We start from the raw sequence: 13753 nt of genomic DNA, 5'->3' as shown, positions 1-13753 counted from the left end.
TGAATATTGCGGTGTATCATGAAAACTTAAAGGACCTTGGGCTTCAGCCCGAGAAAGATTATTGCAGAGCAAAAATGCGACACATTCCTGCTCTGCGCAATAGCTCTGCTTAAAATGCATCACATTGAATCAATGTAGTTTCGATAGCAATTTCATGGTCTCACATGGAGTGAGGCTATGAATATTGCGGGTATCATGAATGCCTAAAGGACCTTGGTTTCAGCCCGAGAAAGATTATTGCACCACCAAAAATGCGACACATTCCTGCTCTGCGCAATGGCTCTACTTAAAATGCATCACATTGAATCAAGGTAGTTTCGATAGCAATTTCATGGTCTCACATGGAGTGTGGCTATGAATATTGCGGTGTATCATGAATGCCTAATGGACCTTGGTTTCAGCCCGAGAATGATTATTGCCCCACAGAAAATGCGACACATTCCTGCTCTGCGCAATGGCTCTACTCAAAATGCAACACATTGAATCAATGTAGTTTCGATAGCAATTTCATGGTCTCACATGGAGTGAGGCTATGAATATTGCGGGTATGATGAATGCCTAAAGGACCTTGGCTTCAGCCCGAGAAAGATTATTGCACCACCAAAAATGCGACACATTCCTGCTCTGCGCAATGGCTCTACTTAAAATGCATCACATTGAATCAAGGTAGTTTCGATAGCAATTTCATGGTCTCACATGGAGTGAGGCTATGAATATTGCGGTGTATCATGAATACTCAAAGGACCTTGGCTTCAGCCTGAGAATGACTTAATCTATCACAAATGCATATGGAAACTCACCTGGGTAATTCTCATAGAACCCCTCTAGAACCACAAAACCTTTATGCTTTTCCAATTCTTTAATTAAGTCTTCCACATTTCGAACCGGCTTCTCATTGATCTTTGTAATGATATAACCAGGATCCATATTCGTTCGCTCTATTTTACTGCCCCTAGAAACACTAACAACATAGATACCTTCAGTATCCAATCTCTTCTTTTCAGTTTTATCTAGATTCCTTAGTTCGAAACCTAGATCTGTCAATATCTTATCTTTACGAATTGCCACAAAATCCGTACTATTTATCTGATTTCTTAAAGTAACTTCCGCCACACTCTTTACGCCATCTCTAAAGTAAGTCAGTCTAATATTATCGCCAGGGCGGAAACGACCAACTTGCTCCATAAATTCAGGAGTACTTAAAGTAGGAATATCATTAACACCTACGATAACATCACCCTTCTTTAGGCCAGCTCGAAATGCCGCTTCACCATTATTGACAAGATCTAAATACACTCCACCAACTGTTTTAAGTCCTAATTTATCAGCTTTATCATTGTCCACATTCAAAATAGATACTCCTAACCATCCTCGCTGAACAGCTCCAAACTCGATAATATCATAAACTACTTTTTTAGCCAAATTAGAAGGAATGGCAAATGAAAATCCCTCGTATCGACCGGAATAAGTCATAATCGCGGTATTAATTCCAACCAATTCACCAGCAGTATTAACCAATGCTCCACCACTGTTTCCAGGATTTACAGCAGCATCTGTTTGAATGAATGACTCGATGCCTTGCTGTTCCAGAATATTGATATTTCTTGCTTTCGCACTTACGATCCCAGCAGTTACTGTAGACTGAAGACGAAATGGATTCCCGATCGCAACAACCCATTCACCGATCAATAAAGAATCAGAATCCCCAAATGTCAAGAAAGGTAAATTATCCGTTTCTAGTTTAATAATAGCCAGATCAGTTGTTGGATCTGTCCCTATTAATTTTGCTTTGTATTCCCTGTTATCATTCAACATGACCTCTATCGATCCAGCATTTTCTACGACGTGATTATTCGTTACGATATAGCCATCTTCAGAAATAATAACACCAGAACCAGTTGAACCTCCAGCGCTTTCACCCATTATTTTTGCTTTTCCAGAATTTTGGATGGATCGAATAAATACAACAGCAGGCCTTCCTTTGTCTGCAGCACTTATAAAATCCGTAGGAGACGATGAAAAGTATGCTTGTTTGGATTGATTTACTTTAGCAATTCTTTCAGCGGCTAGTGTAGCTGCAGGTCGATATTCGACAACCTTTTCTTCGGGTGCGAAAAATGTATTGTTAATATATACTGCCGTAAATGCACTTACAAAGCATAGGAGTATAATCTGGATATTCTTTTTCATCGACTTCTGTACTGGTTAGATATGTTCAATGTAACAACGATAAAAGTAAGTTAATTTGATATGAAATGCGAGTTAAAATTTATATAAATGTAAATATATGACTGAAATGTGTAATATGTTTGTGTTTTGTGCCTTGCTGAATTTTGCATAGTTTTGATTTGCACGCTATTCTAAACTGTTAAGTATTGCAGATGTCCTATCGTTCGAAAATTGTTGGATTTATTGGAGTAATTTACTTTTTTAGTTTTTTTACGCTGTATAATTTGTACGATGTAATGTCCAATGGAGATTCATCAGGATATTACATTCATTTGGTTTCGGCATTGATTAATCAGGATGTCGGTGAATATTCGAAAAGTACGGCATCGATGGTTGAAAATTTTCCATCTTCTTCAGTTCTATTAGATGATCCCTATTGGTTAAGAGAAACGAGCATTGGTAGGAAGTACATTAAGTATTCTGTAGGTGTTGCGGTCATGGAGTTGCCAGCTTTTTTTCTTGCGCACATCTATACAAAATTTGATCATCGATATGCTTCGGATGGATGGAGTAAACCCTATATCATTTCTATTAATATATTGAAAGTGCTTTATATTTTGATAGGGTTATATTTTCTGATACCCATTCTTTTAAATTATTTCAATCAAAGAATTACAGCTTTAAGTATCATCGGAATTGCACTAGGAACGAACCTGTTTTTCCATGTTCCTAATTTAACGATGGCACATCCATTTCAGTTCTTCAATATGTGCATGTTGATCTATTTTACGAGCAAATTTTATACTAATCCTAACTATATCAAAGCTTGGATGATCGGCTTATTCGTGGGGTTGATTACGATTACTCGAATTCCAGAAATCATCGCCTTAGGGATTCCTGTTTTATGGGGGATTTATAGTATTAAAACCTTGAAGGAGCGAATTAATTTTTTAGTGGGAAATTACAAATATTTAATAATAGCCCTAGTTGGTCTCATTTTAATGCTTAGTCCACAGATTTCTTACTGGCATTTTGTAAGTGGCGAATTCTATTTTAATCCATATGCAGGAGAGGGTTTTGACTTTACCTCGCCGGATTTCTTTAATGCATTTTTGAGTTATAATAATGGTTGGCTTGTGTACACTCCTTTAATGTTATTTTCTTTAATTGGATTATTCTTTCTCCGTAAAAGAGCACCATCAGTTATTTTACCCATTTTGGTGTTTGTCGGATTGAGTTCTTGGATTCACTTCTCCTATTATACGGTTAATTACTTTCCAGGTCTCGGCTCTCGAGTAATGATTGAATCATACCCTTTATTGGTTTTTGGGCTCGCTGCGTTTTTCGATATTTGTAAAAAAAATCAAGCTTTAAGAATTTTCTCACTGTTCATCTTAGTTGGGTGTATTGTCCTTAATATCTTTCAATCTATCCAGTCGAAAAAAGGCATTCTACTCTCAGAACAAACGAACAGGACCTATTATTGGACGATTTTTGGAAGACTAAAAATTGATCTAAATGCTGTTAAAGAGTTTGATTCTAATGAAGAGCAACCAAATGAGGATAAAATTGAATTAGTGAAAAACCTATATTTTGAAGACTTCGAGAAGGTCAATGACGATAATCTAAGTGATGAATTTTCTTATTCAGGTCAATTTTCATATTTTTCTTCAACTCCACAGCCTAATATTAAATTTGAAGACAGTTTTCAAAACCTAAACCTCCACCCTGACGAGTTAATTAGGTTAAGTATCTTCTCTTATCGTAAAAATGAAGATATGGTTACTGTTCAATGGGATTTAGAGCGCATTATCATAAAGTTTTATGATGAGAAGGGATATGAAAAAAAATCAAGAGGTTTTAAAATGGCGAGATTTGTTGGCAATGAAAATAATTCAATCTTTCATATGGGCAAAGCGGATGTATGGGGAGCAGCAAGTTTCTTTGTGAAAGTACCTAAAAAGGCCACCCCAGAATGGAAGATGAAAGTTACGATAGAAAATAAATCGAATAAAAAATTATATTTTGATGATTTTACGATAGATCGGTTTATTAGAAAGTAAAACGCATTTGAAAATAACTCTATTGATTGATTGATTGATTGATTGATTGATTGATTTTAAAGCAATTGATGAATTACATTTTGGATGAAAAACAATAAAGAGACAATTGGCAAGGTCATTTTTTGGTCAATGGTAATCTATATTCTATTTGCACACCTAGACCACTTGCCTGTTATCATATGGGATGAGGCTAGGCTTGCAGTGAATGCTTATGAAATGTTTAAGTCCGGGAATCCCTTCCTGGTTTTTTACGATGGAAGTCCAGAGATGTGGAGTGTGAAACCACCATTCATGCTATGGTGTCAGATCTTCTTTATTAAAATTATAGGATATTCTACAACAGCTATTAGGTTGCCATCCGCTTTTGCCGGATTGGGAACAGCGATCATTCTGTTTCGTTTTATTGCTAAAAGAAGTAATTCATCATTATTACCATATATTGCGGTAGGCGTATTAATCACCACCCCTGGCTACATTATGGTACATGGCACACGAACTGGCGATTATGACGCGATGCTTATATTTTTTAACACCTTTTATTGTTTCAGTTTTTACAAATATTTGGAAGGAAGGAAGGAAGGAAGGAAGGAAGGAAGGAAGGACAGCACTTGTTATTCACCTTCCTTGGAATTTTATTGGCAACGTATACGAAAGGTGTTGCAGGTTTAATCTGCACTCCCTTCTTAGTAATAGCAGCAATCTTTCATCGTTCAGTACTTTCAGTTTTAAAATCAAAGGAATTCTATATTGGCCTCATCGTCCTAATTGGTTTAGTAGGCTTCCATTACATTTATCGAGATTTTATCACACCAGGTTATTGGAATGCAGTCGTTTTTGAAGAACTTGGTGGTCGATTTTCCGGCGAGATTCCAGGTCATGATCATCCTTGGTATTACTACCTCAAGTTAATGTTTTTCACACATTATACATTTTGGTTTCCATTTTTGATATTGGGGATTATCCTTAGAGTATATGATATTAAGAATAGACAGTATTTAAATTATTGCTTGGCAGCTGGCTTATACTACTTGTTAATTGTGTCCAGTATTGGGACTAAGTTAGAATGGTATGCAATGCCTGTTTATCCGTTTTTTTCTGCTATAGTTGGATCCATGATTTTTTTCATTTATTCCCAATGTAAACGAGTCCATATTTATAAGAATGGTTACAATTATCTGGGTGGAGCATTCTTATTGCTGCTTTTAGTTTTTGGTATTTTCAAAGTAAAAGAAAATTTTTTTACACCACATGTTAGGCCATTTGAAGAGGAAACTTTTAACATCAATTATTTCTTAAAAGATCAATATGAAAATTTAGATGATCCTGACAAATATATCCTTATCAATGAAGGGTATTATGCACATTTGCTATTCTATAAGTACTATCACCATGAGAATGGGAGAGATCTAAGGATCACCACAAAAGAAAATATAAACCCAGGAGACATAATTATTTTGCATGAATTCAGTGTTCTTGAATATGTTTCGAATAAATTTGAAGCACGAGAACTAGGCAGGTATGAAAATGTGAAAACTGTTAAAATTATAGATTACAAATAGGATTTACCTAACCTGATTATTTCAGCTTATAATTATTAAAAAGAAATTCATATGGGCTTTTTCTAACCAGTTCTGAATCCACCGCTCTGAACGTCCATTCATCCACATGGAAGGTTTGATTGATGTTTTCAACATAAACATTGATTGACTTTGCTTGAGCAGGAATTGTCCAGTCTTCACTCGCTCTTACCCATGAATGATGGATGTCTCTCGAAATAAATGCATCAAATCGACCACCTCCGATCACATTCCCTTCTTGGTCTAAAAAGTCCAGTTTAAATTCTGGCATTCCGTATTTGTGATTGTCTAGCTTGATCCAGATAGAAGATTCATACGTCCCGACGATCGAATCGGGTAGGCTTGTAGAAATCAATAAACCTTCTTGATTGATTACCTTACTGCCTGCTCCTGTATAAGAAAAGGAAGGGTCTTCATTGTCGAAATTTTCATAATGAAAGAATAAACTATCTGTATCGAATACTGAAACTTTGGCGTCAGCAAATTTACTGATAATACTATCTTGGAATGAGCTAAGATCTAGTTGATCGATTGTTAACCTTCGCAATTGAAAATCTTTCTCATCAGCGAGCAATGTAGATTGATTAAGCAGATATTTCTCACCAGTGGTTAATTTCTCAGGGTCTTTTCCGAAAACTATTAAGATGTCTTTCTCTTGATCCAATTGCGTTAGCAATGCCCTTTTAATCTTTGGATCTGCGCTTAACTGAATAGCATTCGAAGCATCCGTTATACCAATTCTGGACAGCATTCCATTGATCATTGGAAGGCCAGTAGACATGGAAAAAAGTATGGAATTAAATTCGGCATTAAAATGAGGAACGATGTGAAACTTGTCATTCCATCCTTCCATTAGTGGAACGGAGTAGAGCGCTTGAAACTCTTCCAATTTAATATCACTATCCTCAACAATACCTAGCATTTTAGACTTCGTTTCCTGAGAATAAGGATTATTAAACATTTGCACAAACACCTTTTGGTCAAGGTATATATAGGTTTCAATTCCCCAAATCGAAAATACAAGGAAGAGCAAGATTGGGATAACATATTTTCGAGAAAGTCTGTCAATCGAAATCACCTTGTTAAGGTAAATCATAGACAAAATCGTTGCAATAAAATAAACAGGCCAAGCAAACCTAGCAGAGGCCTTGAACATGGTCAGTAAACTGATTTTCAAAAAGAAATAATCTCGTAAAAATGGGATGTAATACAAGGCAGCACTTCCATAAATGAACATGATAGCTCCTGCTATTCCCAGAATTGTGAATAGTTTTCGGTACGTATTTTTATTTAACTCAGGCTTCTTCAGCAAGGTAAGTAAAGGGGCGGTCACTAGGATCAAAATTGGGATAATACCAAGGTTTATCCAGGTTTCGAATCCACCAGTTTTTGGATTGCTCACCTTGCTTAATAACTCATGGAGAATACCAGTAGGCGGATAAAGGAAGCTTGCTAGATTTGCTCGATTGAAAAAGTACCCCCATTGAATTTCTATACGATCAGCTCCAGGATCGGTCAGTTGGATAAATAGGTACAATGCAATGATTAATACCACAGAAATACCGAGTAGGTAAAACCCCTTTTTTCTTAAAGCTTTCTGAGTAAGGAGAATGATAGATATCAACAGCGAAAATGTAAGGTTAATCATTCCGATATAGAAATTGTTCAGCCCGAAAAACAATAGGACTAGCATAAATGCAATAACATTAAACTTTTTGATCTGATCTCTAAGATAAAATTGACATAGAAAGAAAAAAGTATACGAGAAAACAAACGGAAAAGCCAATCCGAAATGTCCAGCACTCAGCCTAATCATCATGGGAGAAAGCAAGATGATAAGTATGCTCGCGGGGATTGAGATCGCTTTGTTTATTTTAAATAACTCCAGTGTTTTATACACATAAATAGACGCAAAGCCAAGCATAATATAATGGAAGCGATGACTCCAACCCACAATTTTATTAGGCGTAAAATAGCCAGGTAAAACATCATGAATCCAAGAAAATGCAATACTCAATGCCGCTTGCGCATCTGTCATAAAGATGGACTCAAAATTCGGAAAATTCATGCTTTCGAGCATCATCCCATTTCCAAAAAAAGTGTGGAAAATCATGTTGTAATAGATGAATGATCCATCGCCACCGAAAGTATAAACGTATGAGCCAGGATGCCAAAAAGCATCGCCCAGAAAGTATGCTAAAATAACCTGTACGATTACAAAAATAGAAGCAAGGCTAGCTAAGTTTTTCCAATCTGTTAATAAATCTTTCAAGATGTTAGATCGCGGTTTTTTCTATTGGGCAAAGATGATAAATTATCCTTAAGTTGCTTGAATTACGTAGGTAGAAATAAGAGAAAGTGAAAAGAGCGAAGGATTTTTTATTTTTACGGTTCAATTATGAATTATTTTTCTGAAATGTTGTTATGCATATTTCTGAATAAATTTTATAAGCAGTAAACAGTTAATCAAGTGGAGTATAAATTTTGGAAATATCAAGGGACTGGAAATGATTTTATTTTTCTAGATGGGCGGAATGATGTATCGGCAATTAAGGATAATACGCCTGTTATTGCGAGGTTGTGTGATCGGAAGTTCGGCATAGGAGCAGATGGATTGATCATTCTTGAAGAAGGAAGTGAGCATGATTTCCGAATGGTGTATTATAATTCTGATGGAAGTGAAAGTACGATGTGTGGGAATGGAGGACGATGTGCGATTGCATTTGCGAAGTTTATTGGCTTAGCAAAGGACTCTACTGTTTTCGATGCAATCGATGGAAAACATGCGGGCGAAATTTTAGAGGATGGATGGGTGGAATTAGGGATGATCAATGTTTCTAAGATTTCAAATTTGAAAACGAATGTATACGAGATGAATACGGGGTCGCCGCATTATGTGCAGCTTTTGAAAAAGGGAGAGGCACTTGATATCGTGGATTTCGGAAGGAAAATACGGTACAATGATCAATATAAGGCCGAGGGAATCAATGTGAATGCGGCGAAAATGCTTGAGAATGGAATCAGTGTAGAAACTTATGAGCGTGGGGTAGAGGATGAAACGCTGTCTTGCGGGACTGGTGTTACGGCTTGTGCGATTGCTTATAATGAGTTCATGGGAAATAAAGGTAAGAATTCGGTGGATGTCATGACGAAGGGCGGGCAGTTGAAAGTGAGTTTTATGGAAAAGGATGGGCAGTATTTTGATATTGTATTGTCTGGGCCGGCGGTTCGGGTGTTTGAGGGGGTGATTGGTGTTTAAGTCGGGAAGTCTGAAGTCTGGAGTCGGGAAGTCGGAAGTCGAAAGTCGCGTTGCTCATAGGTCTGAAGTGATAGGTCGGGAGTCTGGTTTTAAGTCTGAAGTCTGGAGTCGGGAAGTCGGAAGTCGAAAGTCACGTTGCTCATAGGTCTGAAGTGATAGGTCGGGAGTCTGGTTTTAAGAATGAAGTCGGAAGTCGGAAGTGTTAAGTCTGGAGTCGGGAAGTCGGAAGTCGAAAGTCGCGTTGCTCATAGGTCTGAAGTGATAAGTCGGAAGTCTGGTTTTAAGTCGGAAATCTGAAGTCACACGACTCAAGACTTTGGACTCACGACCCAAGACTCACGACTCACGACCGAATCATTAAATTATAGATGCTATATATTTCTTTGCAATATATTCCCATAGCTCATCTATAGAACCAGATAAATCAGGCTCGCCAGCTTGTCTATACCAGTAAGAAGCATTCCACTGATCTCCTTCTATTCTATGGAGTAGCCCATGAACTAGACTTCCGTATTTGCTATGATTATCCTGTGCAATATTATGTGCGGCATCCCAATTATCCTGTTTGATTAGGTATAAGCTCTGGAGGATTTCGTCGTCAAAGACTTGTCCAGGTAACTCACACTTTGATTTAAATTCATTGATGGTCATAGGTTGCTAATTTACGATTCATTAATTTTTTAAATAGGTTTCGCTCTATTGTGGTTAGGAAAAATGCTGACGCAAGTTGCAATGGTTTTACCTCGCTAATAGCTCGCTGATCCCTGCAATACGCTTCGGCTCGACGATCTGACTCACGACTCACGACTCACGACTGAAGACTCTGGACTCAAGACTCACAACCCCAACTCCAGATTCATCTTCGATCCTTTCAACTCCGAAAGCGCATGCTGATCCTTAATCTTTATTGCAATCTCTATTCCCTGGTCATAAACCTCCATCGCTTTATCCGAATCATCTAACTCCGCATATAACGCACCCAAATGAAAATACAATCCCACATAATCTTGATCTATACTTCTCAACTTTTCATAGTAAGATAAAGCATTCTCAAAATCTTCTTGCCCCTCATATTCCTTGGCTATTGCAAAAAGTAAAAAACCGTCGTTTGGACTATCCTTTAGCAGGTTTAGTAAACTTTTTAATCTTGAATCCATTAGTATTAAATGTTATCGGTAAGAATTATATATATTTGTGGCAAAATTAAGTAAATAACTTATGAAGTTTTTAGTTTGTATAAGTAAAACTCCTGAAACCACTGCTAAGATTGGGTTTACTAATGATAATAAAGAATTCGATACGAATGGAGTTCAATTTATCATGAATCCTTATGACGAGTGGTATGCCTTAGTAAGAGCATTAGAGTTAAAAGAAAAATTAGGTGGTGAAGTTGTAGCGATCAATGTTGGTCCAGCTAGTAACGATATTATCATCAGAAAAGCCTTAGCCATTGGTGCAGATAAGGCCATTAGAGTGAATGCAGAGCCAGAAAGTGCTTTCGCTGTAGCGAAATATATTTCTGATCATGCAAAATCAGAAAACTACGACATCATATTTACAGGAAAAGAAACCATTGATTATAATGGATCTGAAGTTCCAGGAATGATCGCTGAGTTTTTAGATCTTCCATTTATTTCGTACGCTAGTAAATTAGAACTGGAAGGTTCTTCAGCGAGCATCGAAAGAGATATCGAGGGTGGGGTAGAAGGCATTAAGTTGGATACTCCATTTGTATTGTCAGCAGCGAAAGGTCTGGCGGAACAACGTATTCCTAATATGAGAGGAATTATGATGGCGAAGAGAAAACCACTAGAGGTAGTAGAACCTGCAGTAGTAGAAGAGCCAGTTTCGATTGCTTCATTTGAACTTCCTGAGAAAAAAGAAGGAGTGAAAATGGTAGATCCTGAGAATATGGAAGAGTTAGTAAGATTGCTTCATGAGGAAGCAAAAGTGATTTAATTTTTAAAAGAAGAGAAATATGTCAGTATTAGTATTTGCTGAAACGATAAAAGGAAAATTCAAGAAAGCGACTTTCGAGGCGGTAACCTACGGCCGGAAATTAGCAGACGCTTTATCAACAGACTGCATTGCACTATGCTTAGGTGATGTTACTGGAGCGGAAGATCTTGGAATTTATGGCGCATCGAAAATTCTTAATGTTAAGGATGATGCATTGAATCATTTCGATAGCCAAATTTATACTTCTGTAATCGCACAAGTAGCTGGGCAGACAAGTTCAGACGTTATTGTGTTAAGTCATTCCGCGAATGGAAAATCACTTATCGGTCGTCTATCTGTAAAGATGAATGCTGGAAGTGTTTCAGGTGTAAATGCCTTACCAAATGTAGATGGGAGTTTTTCTGTTTCTAAAGGTGTCTTCTCAGGAAAGGCATTCGCAACCTATGAGATAATAACAGCTCAGAAAGTTATTTCTCTAATGGGGAATTCTTTTGGAGTACAAGAATTAGGAAGCGCTGGGACTGTTGAAACAATTTCTGCAGATGTTCCTGCTTCGAGACTGACCGTAACAGAAGTTCAAGTTTCTGAAGGAACGGTTCCGTTGCCAGAAGCAGAATTAGTTGTATCGGCTGGAAGAGGAATGAAAGGTCCAGAGAACTGGGGAATTATAGAAGAGATGGCTGATATCTTAGGAGCAACAACAGCTTGTTCAAGACCAGTTGCAGATTCAGATTGGAGACCTCACCACGAACATGTAGGTCAGACAGGAATCGCGATTAGACCGAATCTCTATATCGCTATAGGAATTTCAGGAGCTATTCAGCATCTTGCAGGAGTAAATAATTCGAAAGTAATTGTTGTTATCAATAAAGATCCAGAAGCACCGTTTTTTAAAGCCGCTACTTATGGAATCGTCGGAGATTTATTCGATGTCGTTCCTAGATTAAATGATGCATTAAGAAAATTCAAAGCAGAAGCTTAAAAAAAAGGTCTCTTTTAAATGAAGAAATTAGAATTAGATATTGTAGCTCTTTCTCACAGCGTAACTCAATCACATAATTATGCTGTTGTTCTTGGAGAGATATTGGGCTCGAGAAGATTGCCAATTGTTATTGGAGGTTTCGAAGCTCAAGCAATTGCTGTGGCGATGGAAAAGATGTCACCAAATAGACCGTTGACACATGACTTGTTCAAAAACACGTTAGAAACTTTTGACATTGAACTGAAAGAAGTCATCATAAGTAATCTTCTTGACGGAATATTTTATGCGAAATTGATCTGCTTAAGAGCAGGTGAAATTGTGGAAATAGACTCTCGCACTTCGGATGCTATCGCTATGGCGGTCCGTTTTGATTGCCCTATTTTTACCTATGAGTTTATCATGGAGCAAGCTGGTGTAGTGTTGGATGATGCGGAAGAGGAGAAGATGACTTCCACGTCGAAAGCAGTTTCTAAAAAAGAACAAGAAGATGCGCCACTGAATACTTATAGTGATGATGCCCTGAATAAACTACTAGATGAAGTCCTTAAGAATGAAGACTACGAGCGAGCAGCAGAAATTCGCGATGAGTTGAAATCTAGAGGAGGGAAAGAAAGCTAATTTTATTTTAGGTCAATGTTTTAATTTTTACTTTCACTTTGCATCTAGCAAGGAAGGAAGTGCTATTTTTAATTCTTCCATCATGGTTTCTGTGATATCCATATGAAATACAAATCGGATGGTCTGAGGACCGAATTGAACAGCCAGAATATTCTTTTCTTCTAGTTTTGATAAAACATGATCTACAGGAAACTCAGGTTTTAAGTCAAAAATCAGGATATTGGTTTTTACAGGTCTAATTTGATCCACGTAGTGACATTGACCTAGAAGTTTTCCTATATCTTTCGCTCGGTCGTTATCTATTTTTAAACGGTCAATATTATTTTCAAGAGCAAATATTCCACCGGCAGCAATGATACCAGCTTGCCTCATTCCTCCGCCTAACACTTTTCTAAACCTTCTTGCCTGCTTTATAAATCTTTTATCTCCGATTAATAAGGATCCTACCGGTGCACCTAATCCTTTAGACAAGCAGATTGAAATGGAGTCGAATAAATCTCCCACTTCTTTCGTTTTCTCACCTGTTTCTACAAGAACATTGAATAATCGAGCTCCGTCTAAGTGCAGCTTTAACCCTTTCTCCATGCATAATTCAGTGATCGGTTTAATTTCCTCTAGGGTGTAGAAGCTTCCACCACCTTTATTGCAAGAATTTTCTAGAACGACTAAAGTTGACTTAGGAAGCCAATCATAATCTGCATTTATAGCACTTGAAATTTGTGTTGCGTTGATTTTGCCATGTTCTCCATGCAATAACTTTACTCCGATGCCAGAATTGAAAGCGTATCCGCTGGTTTCATATTGGTAAACGTGTGAAGATTCTTCACAGATCAATTCTTCCAAAGCTTTCGTATGGACCTTGATGGCAATTTGATTAGTCATCGTACCGGAAGGGCAGAATAGAGCAGCTTCCTTTCCGAACATTTCTGCAGTCATTTTTTCGAGTGCATTAATGGTGGGGTCTTGCCCGAAGACATCATCACCTACTTCAGCGTTCAGCATGAAGGCTCTCATATCAGGACTCGGTTTTGTAACCGTGTCGCTCATTAAATTTATCTGACTATCCATATTCCAAGTTTGAAAACATGAAAATAGGAAAATGATGTAAGAAAACTTAGCGGTAAAT

11 protein-coding genes are annotated in these 13753 nt (G+C 37.4%); 6 read left to right on the top strand and 5 right to left on the bottom strand.

All coding sequences use genetic code 11. The features are described from left to right. Window positions 1-768 precede the first annotated feature (768 nt). Window positions 769-2190 (bottom strand): trypsin-like peptidase domain-containing protein, encoded by a 1422-nt coding sequence (locus tag L2586_RS09285; protein ID WP_235292607.1) that lies wholly within the window; start codon window positions 2188-2190, stop codon window positions 769-771. Window positions 2191-2381: 191 nt separating this feature from the next. Here L2586_RS09285 and L2586_RS09280 point away from each other — a divergent pair, with 191 nt between their 5' ends. Together L2586_RS09280 and L2586_RS09275 are read left to right on the top strand one after the other, a co-directional pair. Then, the gene (locus L2586_RS09280; RefSeq protein WP_235292606.1) at window positions 2382-4232 is read left to right on the top strand and encodes a hypothetical protein; all 1851 of its coding nucleotides are present in this window, start codon (window positions 2382-2384) and stop codon (window positions 4230-4232) included. A gap of 84 nt (window positions 4233-4316) precedes the next feature. Continuing rightward, a complete protein-coding gene (locus L2586_RS09275; RefSeq protein ID WP_235292605.1) occupies window positions 4317-4901 on the top strand; it encodes an ArnT family glycosyltransferase in 585 nt (194 codons plus the stop codon). 906 nt (window positions 4902-5807) lie between these two features. Here the strand turns inward: L2586_RS09275 and L2586_RS09270 are convergent. After that, complete coding sequence (locus tag L2586_RS09270; protein WP_235292604.1) at window positions 5808-8081, bottom strand: hypothetical protein; 2274 nt, start codon at window positions 8079-8081, stop codon at window positions 5808-5810. A gap of 198 nt (window positions 8082-8279) precedes the next feature. Here L2586_RS09270 and dapF point away from each other — a divergent pair, with 198 nt between their 5' ends. Continuing rightward, the gene (gene dapF / locus L2586_RS09265; RefSeq protein ID WP_235292603.1) at window positions 8280-9068 is read left to right on the top strand and encodes a diaminopimelate epimerase; all 789 of its coding nucleotides are present in this window, start codon (window positions 8280-8282) and stop codon (window positions 9066-9068) included. Window positions 9069-9425: 357 nt separating this feature from the next. Here dapF and L2586_RS09260 read toward each other — a convergent pair whose 3' ends face one another. After that, window positions 9426-9719: a hypothetical protein gene (locus L2586_RS09260; protein WP_235292602.1), complete on the bottom strand. Its 294-nt coding sequence runs from the start codon at window positions 9717-9719 to the stop codon at window positions 9426-9428. Window positions 9720-9904: 185 nt separating this feature from the next. Further along, complete coding sequence (locus L2586_RS09255; RefSeq protein ID WP_235292601.1) at window positions 9905-10225, bottom strand: tetratricopeptide repeat protein; 321 nt, start codon at window positions 10223-10225, stop codon at window positions 9905-9907. Window positions 10226-10286: 61 nt separating this feature from the next. On the opposite strand from L2586_RS09255, the gene L2586_RS09250 reads away from it, so the two are divergent. Genes L2586_RS09250 through L2586_RS09240 form a run of 3 tightly spaced genes read left to right on the top strand, consistent with a single transcriptional unit; the run spans window position 10287 to window position 12627 of the window. Continuing rightward, window positions 10287-11027 (top strand): electron transfer flavoprotein subunit beta/FixA family protein, encoded by a 741-nt coding sequence (locus L2586_RS09250; protein WP_235292600.1) that lies wholly within the window; start codon window positions 10287-10289, stop codon window positions 11025-11027. Window positions 11028-11046: 19 nt separating this feature from the next. Then, a complete protein-coding gene (locus tag L2586_RS09245) occupies window positions 11047-12009 on the top strand; it encodes an electron transfer flavoprotein subunit alpha/FixB family protein (protein ID WP_235292599.1) in 963 nt (320 codons plus the stop codon). Between the two features lie 18 nt (window positions 12010-12027). Beyond that, window positions 12028-12627 carry a bifunctional nuclease family protein gene (locus L2586_RS09240; RefSeq protein WP_235292598.1) on the top strand — a complete coding sequence of 200 codons (600 nt, stop codon included), beginning with the start codon at window positions 12028-12030 and terminating at the stop codon, window positions 12625-12627. A gap of 33 nt (window positions 12628-12660) precedes the next feature. Here the strand turns inward: L2586_RS09240 and L2586_RS09235 are convergent, their stop codons facing one another. After that, window positions 12661-13695, bottom strand: a complete 1035-nt coding sequence (locus L2586_RS09235; protein ID WP_235292597.1) for a threonine aldolase family protein — start codon at window positions 13693-13695, stop codon at window positions 12661-12663. Window positions 13696-13753 lie beyond the last annotated feature (58 nt).

Origin of the sequence: Portibacter lacus (genome assembly GCF_021533215.1) — a bacterium.
Taxonomy (GTDB): domain Bacteria; phylum Bacteroidota; class Bacteroidia; order Chitinophagales; family Saprospiraceae; genus Portibacter; species Portibacter lacus.
The sequence above is the reverse complement of the archived record's forward strand: the minus strand, read 5'-3'. Positions and strand labels throughout refer to the sequence as shown.